Source organism: Pseudomonas sp. 910_23, from assembly GCF_052850795.1.
Map to the genome: position 1 here is coordinate 207,874 of NZ_VXCZ01000007.1, position 14,875 is coordinate 222,748.

The 14,875-nt window shown below is 60.7% G+C and carries 9 protein-coding genes; 5 read left to right on the top strand and 4 right to left on the bottom strand.

All coding sequences use genetic code 11. The features are described 5' to 3' along the window. Positions 1 to 5 precede the first annotated feature (5 nt). Together FW800_RS11205 and FW800_RS11210 are read right to left on the bottom strand one after the other, a co-directional pair. The gene (locus FW800_RS11205) at positions 6 to 776 is read right to left on the bottom strand and encodes a fumarylacetoacetate hydrolase family protein (protein WP_446437629.1); all 771 of its coding nucleotides are present in this window, start codon (positions 774 to 776) and stop codon (positions 6 to 8) included. Next, positions 773 to 1,438, bottom strand: coding sequence for a fumarylacetoacetate hydrolase family protein (locus FW800_RS11210; protein ID WP_122733792.1), 666 nt, complete (start codon positions 1,436 to 1,438; stop codon positions 773 to 775). The genes FW800_RS11205 and FW800_RS11210 overlap by 4 nt, the downstream gene beginning before the upstream one ends. Before the next feature lie 98 nt (positions 1,439 to 1,536). Between FW800_RS11210 and hpaA the strand changes: the two genes are divergently transcribed. Beyond that, positions 1,537 to 2,427 (top strand): 4-hydroxyphenylacetate catabolism regulatory protein HpaA, encoded by an 891-nt coding sequence (gene hpaA, locus FW800_RS11215; RefSeq protein ID WP_164699538.1) that lies wholly within the window; start codon positions 1,537 to 1,539, stop codon positions 2,425 to 2,427. Here the strand turns inward: hpaA and FW800_RS11220 are convergent. Together FW800_RS11220 and FW800_RS11225 are read right to left on the bottom strand one after the other, a co-directional pair. Then, a complete protein-coding gene (locus FW800_RS11220; protein WP_446437630.1) occupies positions 2,354 to 3,823 on the bottom strand; it encodes an efflux transporter outer membrane subunit in 1,470 nt (489 codons plus the stop codon). The genes hpaA and FW800_RS11220 overlap by 74 nt on opposite strands. Continuing rightward, on the bottom strand, positions 3,823 to 4,617 hold the full coding sequence (locus FW800_RS11225; protein ID WP_216091783.1) for a helix-turn-helix transcriptional regulator: 795 nt from the start codon (positions 4,615 to 4,617) through the stop codon (positions 3,823 to 3,825). Before FW800_RS11225 ends, FW800_RS11220 begins: the two co-directional genes overlap by 1 nt. A 489-nt stretch (positions 4,618 to 5,106) precedes the next feature. Here FW800_RS11225 and FW800_RS11230 point away from each other — a divergent pair, with 489 nt between their 5' ends. From FW800_RS11230 to FW800_RS11245, 4 genes are all read left to right on the top strand, one after another. Continuing rightward, positions 5,107 to 11,376, top strand: a complete 6,270-nt coding sequence (locus tag FW800_RS11230) for an amino acid adenylation domain-containing protein (protein WP_446437631.1) — start codon at positions 5,107 to 5,109, stop codon at positions 11,374 to 11,376. A 743-nt stretch (positions 11,377 to 12,119) separates the two neighbouring features. Beyond that, positions 12,120 to 13,061 (top strand): TauD/TfdA family dioxygenase, encoded by a 942-nt coding sequence (locus FW800_RS11235; protein ID WP_446437632.1) that lies wholly within the window; start codon positions 12,120 to 12,122, stop codon positions 13,059 to 13,061. Between the two features lie 57 nt (positions 13,062 to 13,118). Then, entirely contained in the window at positions 13,119 to 13,967 is an 849-nt protein-coding gene (locus FW800_RS11240; protein WP_446437633.1) for an EamA family transporter, read from the top strand. After that, complete coding sequence (locus tag FW800_RS11245) at positions 13,967 to 14,875, top strand: LysR substrate-binding domain-containing protein (RefSeq protein ID WP_446437634.1); 909 nt, start codon at positions 13,967 to 13,969, stop codon at positions 14,873 to 14,875. The genes FW800_RS11240 and FW800_RS11245 overlap by 1 nt, the downstream gene beginning before the upstream one ends.

A 14,875-nucleotide genomic window follows, 5' to 3' on the forward strand; every position in this document is an offset into this window, starting at 1 on the left:
GTTGTTCAAGCCTCGTTGACGGCGGAAAAAAACGCCGTCTCACTGACAATACGGTTGACCAGGCGGCCCACGCCTTCGACTTCCACCACCACTTCATCGCCCGGCACCACATCGGCCAGGCCCTCGGGCGTGCCGGTGGCGATCATGTCGCCGGGTTGCAGGGTCATGAAGCTGGACAGGTATTCGATGAGGTAGGGGATATCGAAAATCATGTCTTTAGTGCTGCCTTCCTGGCGCAGCTCGCCGTTGATCCAGGTGCGCAATTTCAGGTTGCCTGGGTCGGGCACATCGGCCACGTCGACGATCCACGGTCCCACCGGGGTGGTGGCGTCGCGGTTTTTAACCCGCAGGTTGGGGCGGTAGTAGTTTTCCAGGTAGTCGCGGATCGCGTAGTCGTTGCACACCGTGTAGCCGGCCAGGTAATCCAGGGCGTCGGCGCGCTTGACGTTGCGCGCGGTCTTGCCGATCACCGCCACCAGTTCGCACTCGTAGTGCATGTAGGCGACGTTGTCCGGGCGCCAGCTGACCTGACGGTGACCGGTGTAGGTGCCGACCGACTTGATAAAGGCCAGCGGTTCGGTCGGCGGTGTGAAGGCCAGTTCGGCGGCATGATCGGCGTAGTTCAAGCCCAGGGCGAACATATTGCCGGTGGCGGGCGGCAGCCATTGCACCTGATCTTCGGCAAGCCGCCGGCCATCGCTGAGGCGCACGCTGTGATCGTCGTCTACCTGCACGGCATGGATCTGACCTTCAAAACGGATACGTGCGCGCTTCATGCCAGTGCCTCCGCCTGAACGATATTGAGCAGGCGGCCGACGCCAGTGATTTCAACTTCAACACGATCACCCGGCTGCACATCCACGCGGCCCTCCGGTGTACCGGTGATCAGCACATCACCGGGGTGCAGGGTCATGAACTCGCTGATCTCGGCGATCAATTGCGGGATATCGCGCACCCAACGGGCGGTGGAGTTTTGCTGGCGCAGTTCGCCATTGACGAAGAGCTTGAGGGCCAGCTCGTTGGGGTTGGCCACTTGATCCCGGGCAATCACTTGCGGGCCCAAGGCGCAAAACCCATCGCGGCATTTGGCTTTGACGGCAGGGCGGTAATAGCTGTCTTCCGGCAGGCTGAATTCGTTGACCACCACATACCCGGCCACGTGGGCCATGGCATTGTCCAGGCTGACGCGGCTGGCGCGCTGGCCGATCACCACGCCCAGCGCCGGGCCCGGTTGCAGGCGCTCGCCTGCAGGCTGCAGCACCACGCCGCCATGGGCATTGCGGGTGTTGGGCGTCTTGATGAACAACACCGGCTTGGTTGGCGGCTTCTGGTAGGGCGCCTGCTCGAAGGCGGCGAGATGTTGGTCCAGCAGGCCCTGGTAGTTCAGCGCAACGCCGAACAGGGTGCCGCTGGCAACATCATGCAGGGTACGGCTCATGCGTTTCTCCTGGCGGTGACGACGGCTGCATAGGCAGTTCGTTAAGTTGTTAACGTTATAATTAATATGTTAACTACCGTCAAGCGTGGCACACTCCGATGGCATCACAACAACAAGAGGAGGGCGACGTGCAGCCGATTCCCAACATCAACCTCGGGCAGGTCTACGACCAGCGTTACAGCGACGCCGAGGTGCATTACGACAAGCTGGGCAACCTGGCAGGTTTTTTCGGGCGCAATATGGCCGTGCATCGCCATGACCGGTTTTTCCAGGTGCATTACGTCAAGAGTGGCGCGGTGCGGGTGTATCTGGACGACCGCCAGTACGTCGAAGCAGGGCCGATGTTTTTTCTCACGCCGCCCACGGTGGCCCACGCCTTCGTCACCGAAGCCGATGCCGACGGGCATGTGCTGACGGTGCGCCAGCAACTGGTGTGGGGCTTGATCGACGCCGACCCCAGCCTTGCCTCCGGGGCTGCGTGTGTCGCGCTGGGCGCCAACGCCGAAGGGCTGGACCAGCTTTTCGAAGAACTGTGCGGCGAGATCAACGCCGAACGGGCAGGGCGCGCGGCCGCCCTCGACAGCCTGACGCGCCTGATCATGATCCGCCTGCTGCGCCTGTGCGCCCACGCCCTGCCGGCACGGCCGACGGCCCATGAAGACCTGCGGATTTTTCACCGCTTCAACGAACTGATCGAAGCCCATTACCTGGAGCATTGGCCGCTGGCGCGTTATGCCCAGGCCATCGGCGTGACCCAGGCACGCCTCAATGAGGTGTGCCGACGCATCGCCGACCTGCCCTCCAAGCGCCTGATTCTTGAACGCCTGATGCAAGAGGCCAAACGCCTGCTGTTGTTTACCGGCAGCTCCGCAAATGAAATCTGCTACCAGCTGGGGTTCAAGGACCCGGCGTATTTCAGCCGGTTTTTCCTGCGGTATGCGCAGATGACGCCGGGGGAGTATCGGTTGCGGCAGTCGGCGTTGCGTTGACGCGCCACGCCCCACCCAACGCCGTATACAAGTTCACCTCCGCCACCAGCTGCGCCAGCCTGTCCACGATCAACGCCTGTTGCGAGCTGAACAACGCACGCTGCGCATCGAGGAACGTCAGGTTGCTGTCCACGCCGCTGCGGTAGCGGTGCTGGGCCAGGTCGTAATAGTTCTGGTTGGCGGCAACGAAATCCCGTTGCGCATCCAGTTGGTCGTTGAAGGTCTGGCGAGCGGCAAGGCCGTCGGCCACTTCCTGGAAGGCGCTCTGGATGGACTTTTCGTACTGGGCCACCGTGATGTCCTTCTGCAACTTGGCGTAATCGAGGCTGGCACGCAGGCTGCCGGCGTTGAAGATCGGCAGGTTGATTTGCGGCTGGAAGGTCCAGGTGCCCGAGCCGCCCTTGAACAGCCCCGACAGCTCCTTGCTGGTGCTGCCGGCATTGGCCGTGAGGGTCACGGACGGAAAGAACGCAGCACGGGCGGCGCCGATATTGGCGTTGGCCGCCTGCAACTGGTATTCGGCCTGGAGGATATCCGGGCGGCGTTGCAGCAGGTCGGAGGGCAACCCGGCGGGGACGCGGGCGACCAGATCATCGGCCAGCGGGCGAGCGGGCAGATGCTCATCCACCGGGCCGCCCACCAGCAGCACGAGGTTGTTAAGGTCCTGGGCGACCTGGCGTTCATAGCGAGCGACGCTGGCGCGGGTGCTTTCCACTGCGGTACGGGCTTGCACCACCTCCAGCGCCGAAGCTTTGCCTGCGCTTTTGCTGCGGCTGGTCAGTTGCCAGCTGTGGTCGTTGGCCACCAGGGTTTGCTCGGCCAGGGCCAGTAGTTCCTGATCGGCGCGCCAGGTCAGATAGGCGTTGGCCACGTTCGCCACCAGGCTCAATTGCGCACTGCGCCGGGCTTCTTCGGTGCCCAGGTAAATCAGCAGCGCCTGTTCGCTGAGGCTGCGCACGCGGCCGAACAGGTCCAGCTCATAAGCGCTCAGGCCCAAGGTGGCGGAATAGTTGGAGGTGATCGCCGATTTGCCTGTGCCTGTCACGTTACCCGGCAATTTCTGACGCTTGCCGGCACCGCTGGCGGAGATCGCCGGGAACAGGTCGGCGCGCTGTATACGATACTGCGCCTGGAACGCCTCTACATTCCGGGCGGCTACCCGCAGGTCGCGGTTGTTGACCAGGGCATCGGCAATCAATTGTTGCAGCGCCGGGTCGTGGAACAGCTGCTGCCAATCCGGATTCTGCGTCAGGTCGCCGGCCTGCGCCAGGCTGTACACGCCGCCTTGAGGATACTGCGCAGGCGTCGGCGCCGCTGGCCGCTGATACTCGGGGATCAGCGAACAGCCACTGAGCGTCCACGCCACACCGACACAGCAAAGCATCCGTTTGTTCATCAGGCGCCCACCATCCATTTGGCCAGGCCATGCCGGCCGCTCACGCCCAGCTTGGCGGCGGCGCGCTTGAGGTAGGTTTCGATCGAGCTGTTTTTCACACTGAGTTTTTCCGCGATCTGCGGCACGGTGCCGCCGGTCAACAGGCCGAGGCACACTTCCTGCTCGCGCGCCGAAAGGGTGATATCGCTCAGAGCCAGGCGCTTGTAGAACTCGCGCTGCAATTGCGATTGTTCCAGCAGGGTGTGGGCCGGCTCCGTCTCGGCGTGCGGCACCTGGCGCAGCAGTTGCGCGTGCCGCTCCATCAAAGGCAACAGGGTGTCCGACAAGCACTTGAGAAACGACAACTCAGCCAGGGAAAACCCACGCTGAGTTGGCGGCCGGTAGAACGAAATCACACAGCGTCGGTTCCCTTGGCGCGATACCAGGTTGCACTGGTGCGAACTGCCCAATGGGTGCGCGCTGTTGGCCTTGGCTTTCATCTGGATCAACAACGGGTCTTGCATGCGCAGCATTTCGCGCATCAGCGGGTGGTCGTTCAACGGGTGCAGTGTCTGGGGTACAGACAACTCCTTTTTCAGCCCGGCGCTGCCCAGCAGCTTGATGTCGAGCACGCGGTCGCGCAGCTCATCGAGCGTCCATTCGCTGAGGTCCACCAGGTGAATCGGCACCCATTTGTCTACCAGGTGCAACATGTCTGCGGCGAAGCGTTCATGGCCGCTATTTGAAATCAACTCGCCCATTTCGGCATAAAAATGCGGGCCCTGTGTGTCGCCAATACTACGGGTCAGACTCATAGCCATTTCATCCTTGATGTCGAAAACCGTCTGCGGAGGCTCCGGGCTGCGGCGGGGCGATCCGTACTGCTTGAACGTAACTCGGCGTTCGAGATTTTATTTAGCCATATGGATTTGTCCTACGTATGTAGCGGAAACGAGGGACACAAGCTGCCATAAAATCTGCGTCATTATTCCGACGTTTCTGGTCAATAAAACCGGCAACGAACGCTCGCAAGGTATTTTTAGGTTTAAGTAACTGGGTGATATTTAAGGTAAAAATTTAAAACTTTGCAGAATTTCAAAGTGCCAGCATCGGCCATATATAGCCAATCTCCTACAGCGCTTTAATCGTTTCAGCAGTGAACGACCCACCAAGCCCGTTCCATCCATTTGAATGTCCGGGTTTCGGGTGACAGACGCCTGCGGCCCCCCATGCTCAAATCCGGCAAATTCGGCGTAATGGGCCACCCTGCGCGGCCAGTGCCTGACCCCCATGAGAAGGATCTTATGCAGTATTCCTCCCGCCAGCCGGCCAGCTTCCCCCTCACTGCCGCCCAACAGGACATTTGGCTTGATCAGATGCGCGTGGGCGATTCGCCGCTGTATAACATTGGCGGCTATCTGGATGTTGCCGGCCCAGTGATGCCCGAGCGCATCCAGCAGGCCGTAGCGCAGCTGGTGTCCAGGCACGATGCGTTGCGCATTCAATTGCATACCGACGCCGAGGGGCTGGCACGGCAAACCTTCGCTTCGGCACTGGCGGTGGACGTGGCCTTGCATGACTTCGCGGCGTTACCCGACCCGTGCGCCGCGAGCCGGGCCCTGATGCAGGCGCAAATGGCCCGACCGTTCATGATGAGCGGCGCGCCGCTGGTGCGTGTTCTGCTGGTCAAACTCGACGACGACCACTACCACCTCGGTATCCAGGCCCATCACCTGATTCTCGATGGTTGGGGCTTCGGCCAGTTGCTGCAATCCCTCGCGCAGTTGTACACCGCCCTGGAGCAGGGCCGTCACGTGGAGCCGTTCGCACCGTCCTATATCGACTTTATCGACAACGACCAGCGCTACCTGCACTCGGCCCGTTACGCCCGTGACCGCGACTATTGGCTGGACAAGTTCCAGGTACTGCCCGAGCCACTGCTGACGCCGAAGCAAACCACCAAGGCGTCGAGCAACACCTTCCTGGAAGGGTTTGCGGTGGCGTTGCTCAACCGTATGGAGCAGGTCGCCAACCGCTGCCAGGCGTCGGCTTTTCATGTGCTGCTGGCGGCGATGTATGTGTATTTCAGCCGCACCAGTCAACGCCAGGAATGGGTGGTGGGGCTGCCGATTCTCAACCGCTCCAACGCGCGTTTTCGCGCCACCGTCGGCATGTTTGCCCAGGTCAGTGCGGTGCGTTTTCAGTTCAGCGAAGGGTTGCCTTTTGGTGAGCTGGTGCGCGGCATACGCGATCAGCTCAAGCAGGATTTCCGCCATCAGCGCTTCCCGTTAAGCGAGATGAACCGTGAGCTGGGCCTGCGACGAACCGATCGCGGGCAGTTGTTCGACCTGTCGGTGTCGTTCGAGCAGGACGACCATGACCTGCGTTTTGGTCAGGTGCAGGCGCGTGCCATCAAGGTGTCCAACCACCATGAGGCATTGCCGATCGCCATTCACCTGCGCAGCAACCGCTACCAGGACAGCGCGTGGCTGCATTGCGTCTACAACGAGGCGTACTTCCAGCACGACGAAGTCCAGGCGATGGCGCGCGGCTTCACCTGGCTATTGGAGCAAGGGCTGGAAGACCCCTCGTTGCCGGTCGGTGAGTTTTCCATGCTGGCGCCTGAAGCTCAGGCTCGGCTGCTGCACTGGAACGCCACCGTGCAGCCCAACGCACTGCCGCAAACCTTGCACCGGCGGATTGAAGCGCAAGCCGCACACACGCCCGACGCCATAGCCGCGGTGTATCAGGGCCATCAGCTGACCTACGCCCACCTCAACCGTCAGGCCAATGCCCTGGCGCATCAACTATTGGCACACGGCGTACAGCCGGATGATCGCGTGGCCGTGCTGGCCCGACGCGGGCTGGACACATTGGCGGGGTTGTTGGCAGTGCTCAAATCCGGCGCCTGCTACGTGCCGCTGGATCCGGCCCATCCGGCTGAACGCCTCGACTACCTGCTGCAAGACAGTGCGCCTATGGCAATCCTGACCCAACAGGATTTGCGCCAGCGCTTGCCTGTCTCCACGGTGCCAGTGGTCGTGCTGGAGCAGGTCACCTCGCACATCGACAGTAACCCCGAGGTTGCGGTCTCGCCGTCGAACCTGGCCTATGTGATTTACACCTCCGGCTCCACCGGCTTGCCCAAGGGCGTGATGGTGGAGCACCACAGCGTATCGAACCTGGTGGACTGGCACTGCCGGGCGTTCGACCTGCACGCGGGCAGCCATACCGCCAGCGTCGCCGGCTTTGGTTTTGATGCCATGGCCTGGGAAGTCTGGCCGGCGTTATGCGTGGGTGCAACGCTGCACCTGCCACCGGCGCACGACGGCGCGGAAAATATCGATGCGTTGCTCGACTGGTGGCGCGCGCAGCCATTGGACGTGTGTTTCCTGCCCACGCCTGTGGCCGAATACGCCTTCAGCCAGCAGCGTGGGCATCCCACCTTGCGCACCTTGCTGATTGGCGGCGATCGCCTGCGCACGTTCACCCAGGCGCAGACATTTGAACTGATCAACAACTACGGCCCTACCGAAGCCACCGTGGTTGCCACCTCTGGAGCCGTTGAGGTGGGCCAGCCGCTGCATATCGGCGCGCCGGTCGCCAACGCCCAGGTTTATCTGCTGGATGCGCAACAACGCCCGGTGCCGATTGGCGCAGTGGGGGAGTTGTATGTGGGCGGCAAAGGCGTGGCGCGGGGGTATCTGAACCGTCCTGAACTGAATGCCGAACGCTTCCTGGACGATCCTTTCAACGGCGCGCGTATGTACCGCACCGGCGATCTGGCGCGCTGGCTGCCGGACGGCAATCTTGAGTACCTGGGGCGCAACGACGACCAGGTAAAAATCCGCGGTGTACGCATCGAGCTGGGGGAAATCGAATCGGCCCTGGCCGCCCACCCGGCGATCAAGGACGCGGTAGTGCAGTTTCGCCAAGGGCAATTGCTGGCCTGGTTTATCCCGCGCGAGCCAGTCGAGATCCAAACCCTGCGCGCCCATCTGCAGGCCTCGTTACCTGACTACATGGTGCCGGCGGCCTATATCCGCCTTGAAGCGTTGCCCCTGACCACCAATGGCAAGCTCGACCGCAAAGCCTTGCCCGCACCCAGCCAGGAAGCCTTTGTCGCTCGCCGCTTCGAAGCTGCGCAGACCGGTGTGGAAGCTACCCTTGCGCAGATCTGGGCCGAGTTGCTGCACGTGCAGCAAGTAGGGCGCCACGACCACTTCTTCGAGTTGGGCGGGCATTCGCTGTTGGCGGTGCAACTGGTGCAGCGTATGCGCCAGGCCGGCCTGCGTGCCGATGTGCAGGTGCTGTTCGGCCAGCCAACGTTGGCGGCGCTGGCAGCGGCGTGTGGCGGTACTGAAATGGCGGTGCCAGGCAATCGAATTCCGCCGGGCTGTACGCATATCACCCCCGATCTGCTCGCCCTGGCCGAGCTGGATCAAGCCAGCCTCGACCGCATCGTCGCAAGCATCCCTGGTGGCGCAGCGAATGTGCAGGAAATCTACCCGCTGGCGCCGTTGCAGGAAGGCTTGCTTTATCACCACATCACCGATGCGCACGACCCGTATCAGCAACAGGCTCTGTTCAGCTTTGCGCGCCGCGAGCAACTGGATGCCTTCGCCCACGCCCTGCAACAAGTGATCGACCGCCATGACATCCTGCGCACCAGCCTGGTGTGGGATGCCCTTGAACAACCGATGCAGGTGGTGTGGCGAAAAGCGCGGTTGCGGGTCCAACCGCTGCGCGAGCCGGCTCAACCGCTGGACTTGCGCCAGGCGCCGCTGATGGCCCTGGACTACGCCGAAGAACCTCACCATCAGCGCTGGATCGCCAGGCTGCGCTTTCATCACCTGGTCAACGACGCCACCTCGACCACCCTGTTGGTGGACGAGATCCGCGCCCATCTGCTCGGCCAACAGGCGCAACTGCCCGTGCCGGTGCCGTATCGCAATGTGGTGGCGCAAGCCCGATCAGCCGTGCGCCAGGCTGCGCACGAGGCGTTCTTTCGCCAGCAGTTGGCAGAGGTGGATGAGCCGACCCTGGCGTTTGGCGTGCAGGAGCGCCAGGCCAAGCGTGCCGAGACCGAAGAAGCCGAACGCCTGCTCAGCGACGCGCTCAACCTGCGCCTGCGCAGCCAGGCCCGTGCTCTTGGCGTGAGCGCCGCGAGCCTGTTCCACCTGGCCTGGGCCCAGGTGCTCAGCCGGGTGGCGAGCCGCGACGATGTGGTGTTCGGCACCGTATTGCTTGGCCGCTTGCAAGCCGGCGAGGGTGCCGAGCGGGCGTTGGGCATGTTCATCAACACCTTGCCGCTGCGCCTGCGCCTGGCCGGGCAAAGCGTGGTGGATGCACTGCACGACACCCACACACAACTGAGCGCCTTGCTCGCTCATGAACAAGCCTCCCTGGCGTTGGCCCAGCGTTGCAGCGGCGTGTCACCGTTGTTCAACAGCCTGCTCAATTACCGCCACACCTCGGCCGATCCCGAACTGAAACTGGTACCGGGCATGGCCTTGCTCAACAGTGAAGATATCCTCAGTTACCCACTGATGTTGACGGTGGATGACGTAGCCAGCGGTTTCCGGCTCAAGGCCAAGGCGCCGTGCACAGTGGGGGCCGAGCGGGTGCTGAGCTACCTCGACACGGTGCTCAATGGCCTGGTGAATGCGCTTGAGCAGGCGCCGAAAATGCCGCTTCGCGACATACAGGTGTTGCCCGCCAGCGAGTTGCACACCCAGTTGTCAGGCTTCAACGCCACCGCCACGGACTACCCGCAAACCCTCACCGTCCAGGCGCTGTTCGAAGCCCATGCACGGGACATTCCCGATGCCATCGCGGTGCAGGCCGGCGAACGGCAACTGACCTACCGCGAACTCAACGAACGCGCCAACCAGTTGGCCTTTCACTTGCGTGAGCATGGCGTAGAGCCCGACTCGCGGGTGGCACTGTGTGTGGAACGCGGGTTGGAGCTGGTGGTGGGGTTATTGGCCATTCTCAAGGCGGGTGGTGCCTATGTGCCCCTCGACCCGGGCTACCCACGCGAACGCCTGGGCTACATGCTCGCCGACAGCCAGCCGGTGGCGCTGCTGGTACACGGCGCTACCCGCGAAGTGCCGGGCGAGGTTGCAATTCCCGTGATCGATTTCGACCGCTGCACCTGGAGCCAGGCGCCGACCGATAATCCGTCGGTATCGGGTTTGAGCGTCGCCAACCTGGCCTACGTGATGTACACCTCGGGCTCCACCGGCACCCCCAAGGGCGTGATGATCGAACATCGCGGCCTGGGTAACCTGCTGCACTGGGGCTCACAATTGTGCCCCGACGCCGCAGGCGGCGCCTTGTTGCAGCGCGCGCCATTCAGCTTTGACGGTTCGGTGTGGGAACTGTTCTGGCCATTGAGCAACGGTATGCGCCTGGTGCTGGCGCGGCCCGATGGTCATCGTGAACCTGCGTACCTGGCCCAGTTGATTCGTGAGCAGCAGATCAGCGTGATCAAGTTTGTGCCGGCGATGTTGCAGCAGTTTCTTGAGCTGGATGAGTCGGCGCTCTGCACCAGCCTCACCGATGTGTTGTGCGGCGGCGGCGAACTGACCGAGGCCCTGGCCCGTGGCGTGCAGGCGCGCTTGCCCAAGGTGCGCTTGCACAACGTCTACGGCCCTACCGAGGCTACGGTCGACAGCAGCGCCTGGACCCTCGAACCCGGCGCGCCGGTACCCGCGGTGCAACTGCCGATTGGCCGCCCGATCAACAATACCCGCCTGTACGTATTGGACGCCCATGACGCACCGGTACCCATCGGCATCAGCGGTCAACTGCATATCGGTGGTGTGGGAGTAGCCCGCGGCTACCTGGGGTTGGAGCAGATGACTGCCGAGCGGTTTATCGACAGTCCCTTCGTCGCCGGTGACCGCCTGTATCGCACGGGCGACCTGGTGCGCTACCTGCCGGACGGCAATCTGGAATTCCTCGGGCGCAATGACTTCCAGGTCAAACTGCGCGGCGTGCGCCTGGAGTTGGGAGAGATCGAAGCACGCCTGAGTGCACACCCGGCGTTGCGTGAAGTGGCGGTACTGATTCGCGATGAGCGCCTGGTCGCCTACTTCACCCTGCGCGGCCAGGCGCCGAGCCTGGAAGACTTGCGCGCCCATGTGCTGGAGCAACTGCCGGAAGTCATGGTGCCGGCCGCCTTTGTACAACTCGACGCACTGCCCCTGAACCCTGCCGGCAAACTCGACCGCAAGGCCCTGCCGGAGCCGGGCCTGGACGCGGTGCTCAGCCGTGCCTACGAAGCGCCCCAGGGCGAAGTGGAAACCTTGATGTCCGGCATCTGGGCCGACGTGCTGAAACTGGAGCGGGTAGGGCGCCACGACCACTTCTTCGAACTGGGCGGGCACTCGCTGCTGGCAGTCAACCTGGTGGCCCGCCTGCGCAAGGCCGGGCTGGAAGTGGACGCACGCACCTTGTTCAGCCAGCCAACCCTGGCGCAACTCGCCGCCAGAACCGTGGCGCAGGTCCAGCGCGTTGAAGTGCCGCAAACCGCCATTCCCGCCCTCAACCGCCGCCGGCGGATCTAAGGATTGGAATGCCTTCAATGTGTGTGGGGCGGCAGGCCATACGCCTGTAGGAGCGAGCTTGCTCGCGAAAAACCCATAAGCGCCGCGTTTATTCAGGAACCCCGCGTTATCGTTGACGTTTTTCGCGAGCAAGCTCGCTCCTACAGACATTACGGCTTGCCCCGACAGTGGGGTGTCAGCAGCAGATATATCAACTGACCTGGCACCATCGGGAGCAAGTCGAATCGTCGCACCGCCCCTCCCACATTTCGGGGTTTTTCCTTCAAGGGCGTCATACACTCGATGGAGCCCTCCACGCTTCGCCTGCCGAAGCTGAACCAAGGCATTGAAATGCGCCCAATGTGGGAGGGGGTTTGCCCCCGATAGCGGGGTGTCAGTACTGGATTTGTCAACTGACCCACCGCCATCGGGAGCAAGTCGAATCGTCGCACCGCCCCTCCCACATTTTTAGGTGCTGCATTCAAGGCCTTCATGCCCTCAATGGAGCGATCCACTGTGGTTCTGGCTATCTCCAGCAAATGCTACATGGCCAGAATCATCTTCCTGCAATTTAAGAGAGATGGCTTGCTGGCCCTTTACAAACCATGACAAAACTGCCAGCAGTGACAGCTCATATTTTGGCGTAGGAAAAATCTGTCATGACGAGCGTTGATGGCTACCCTGATGAGGTTTCGCTTTTTCGGACAAGGTTGAGCTTAGTTAAATGGAGGCTCTACTCACCACCGTAAAGGATTGCGATGAACATGGATGTCAGTCATTTTCGTCAAGAGGCAGCCAAAGTCAGGCTTTCAAAAGCCGCATTTGATGAGTTGTTGTGCGCAAAGAATATAGTCGAGTCCAGTGGTCAAGATCATCGCTTCGATACAACACCTGCCTGCATCAATCCTCTTCGCTCACCCATCCTGCATGCGGAATTAAACAATATTCGAAACATGATTGACCATGAAACTCATGTGTTGATCTTGGATGGCTTTAAAGTCGATAGCCTCGCAGTCTTCAAATCACTCATTTGGACATTTGGTTCTTTGCTGGGAAAGCCAATGGTACAGAATCATCTCGGTCATAAGGTTATTGAAGTATACGATCGGGGCGGTAAGAATATTGAAGAGGGTGCCAGATACCACCAAACCCGGCAGGGTGCTTACGTACACAACGATGGTGTGAGTGACCCGCTACCTATCGACTATTTGATCTTGGCGTGTGGTCAGAAAGCACTGCTGGGTGGTGAGAGCATTCTGATTGATGCGAGCGCGGTCTACGCAGAGCTGATGACGTTTCCAGATGTACTGACACAGCTGAAATGCGATTTCTTTTTTGAGAATCGAGGCATGGCCGAGGATGAGACGCTGTTTAAAGCGCCCATATTGAGTTTTTCAGACGCAGGCATTCCTTTGATCAGGTATTTTCGTGTCTACATTGAGTCGGCTCATCGGAAGGCTGGTATCCCGTTGACCCTCGCACAAACTCAGGCGCTGAATATACTGGATGCTGTGCTCGACCTGTCTTCAGTCCAACATCGCATACTGCTTGAACCAGGGCAGGTATTGATTTCTGCCGACAACAAGTTCCTGCATACCCGTACGCATTTCATAGACAGGAATGTTCCCTGTGCGCAGATCAGTGATGATGAGCGGCTGAGCGATCTCAACCGCTACATGCTACGGATGTGGTTACGCAAGCCATGATGCCTGGCTTGCCCTGCATAACTGATTCCTCCCTGTTTTCAGCAAAAGCCGAGCCCCATGGACAACTCCGATATCGCGATCACCCTGGTCTTGATCTCCGCCTTCATGCACGCCACTTGGAATGCCGTAGTACGCGCCGGAAGCAGTCGCTTCATGACTTTGGCAATGGTCGATGGCACCGCATTGCTGATCTGTTTGGCAGCGCTGCCGTTGGTTCATGTGCCGAGCCTTGAGGTGTGGGGCTATGTGCTGGTTTCCGTAGTGCTCAATACGATCTATCGATTGTTTCTGATCAAGGCTTACGAGACCGGCGATTTCGGTCAGGTTTACCCGGTCATGCGTGGTGTGCCGCCGGTACTGGTTGCGCTTTTTTCCTACTTCTTACTGCATGAGCAGCTGTCGTTTCAGGCGATGGCAGGTGTGCTGATGATTTGCGTGGGGATCATCAGCCTGACATTTGTGCGCAGGATGACGGCGCACATGCTCAAGCCGATCCTGATGGCGGTGTGCGCTGGAGCGTTCATTGCGTCCTATACGGTGGTGGACGCCAAAGGCGTGCGAGCCAGTGAGACGGTGCTGCAATACATCATTTACCTGACCGTATTTCAGAGCATCCCGATCCCGTTACTGGCGTTGATCAAGGCGCGTCCGGCATTCACCCAGGCCATCCGCTGCCACTGGCGGGTGGGAATGTTGGGAGGGGTGTTTTACCTGGCGTCCTACGGCCTGGTGTTGTTTGCGTTGTCCCTGGATGCGGTAGCCAAGGTGTCCGCGTTGCGGGAAACCAGTGTTATTATCGGCGCCATTATTGCCGCACTGTTTTTTCATGAACGGTTTGGCTGGCGGCGAATGCTGTCGGCATTCGTCATTGTTGGCGGGATCATCCTGATCAAAGTGAGCAACTGATGGCCCAACGTCCGCCCCCGACCCCTATGCTTCAAGCCTTCGTGAGTGCCGCGCAGACCGGCAGTTTTGCGCGTGCCGCATCCGACTTGAACCTCACCGCCAGCGCTATCAGTCATCAAATCGCAGGTCTGGAAGAGTGGTGGGGGGTGCAGTTGTTCGAGCGCCACTCACGGGGCGTCAAACTCACGGCGGCGGCGCAGGCACTGTTGCCGGTGGCCGAAGGTTTTTTCAAAGACCTGGATGCTGTGCTGCATTCGCTCAGTCCCGGTAAACCTCAACCGCTTTACCTCGCCTGTACGTCCTCTCTGTGCTCAACCTGGCTGATTCCCAGGATGCATGGCTCTCATGCTCACGCGTCGTTCAATCTGGATTTGGTGTTGACCAGCGTGGACATGAGCAGCAGCAGCTTGAGTGCGCATCAGTATGACGTCGCCGTGGTGATGGGGTACGGCGACTATCCGGACCACCATGTCGAGCTTTTGATGCGCGATGCGGTATTTCCTGTATGTTCGCCAGCGTTTGCGCGTATACACGGCGATATTGCCCTGGCGGATATCGCCCAGTACCCATTGATTCATCGGGTGGATGATCAAGTGTGTCCAGGGTGGGAGAGCTGGTTTGCCTTCCAGGGGCTCCAAGCACCGCCCTATCACCATGGTCCACGCTTTCCTGATTCCAGTTTGGCTATCAGCCTGGCGGTAAAAGGCGGGGGAATTGCGCTGGGCAGAACTGCACTGGTACATGACGCGTTGAAGGAGGGAGCCTTGGTTGCGCTGGAAGCTCCTGTGATGATGTCGCCGGCTGCCTATTACATCATTTGCCGAGAGGGTCGTCAGTCGGAGCCGGATATCGCCCGGTTGTTTGATTGGCTCAAGGCGCAGGCTGACGAGTTTGTGTGCGAAGTTTAA

Coding starts and splice junctions, on each gene's coding strand:
- FW800_RS11230 (WP_446437631.1), top strand. CDS start 5,107: ATGCAGTATTCCTCCCGCCAGCCGGCCAGCTTCCCCCTCACTGCCGCC.
- hpaA (WP_164699538.1), top strand. CDS start 1,537: ATGGCATCACAACAACAAGAGGAGGGCGACGTGCAGCCGATTCCCAAC.
- FW800_RS11220 (WP_446437630.1), bottom strand. CDS start 3,823: ATGAACAAACGGATGCTTTGCTGTGTCGGTGTGGCGTGGACGCTCAGT.
- FW800_RS11225 (WP_216091783.1), bottom strand. CDS start 4,617: ATGAGTCTGACCCGTAGTATTGGCGACACACAGGGCCCGCATTTTTAT.
- FW800_RS11205 (WP_446437629.1), bottom strand. CDS start 776: ATGAAGCGCGCACGTATCCGTTTTGAAGGTCAGATCCATGCCGTGCAG.
- FW800_RS11235 (WP_446437632.1), top strand. CDS start 12,120: ATGGATGTCAGTCATTTTCGTCAAGAGGCAGCCAAAGTCAGGCTTTCA.
- FW800_RS11210 (WP_122733792.1), bottom strand. CDS start 1,438: ATGAGCCGTACCCTGCATGATGTTGCCAGCGGCACCCTGTTCGGCGTT.
- FW800_RS11245 (WP_446437634.1), top strand. CDS start 13,967: ATGGCCCAACGTCCGCCCCCGACCCCTATGCTTCAAGCCTTCGTGAGT.
- FW800_RS11240 (WP_446437633.1), top strand. CDS start 13,119: ATGGACAACTCCGATATCGCGATCACCCTGGTCTTGATCTCCGCCTTC.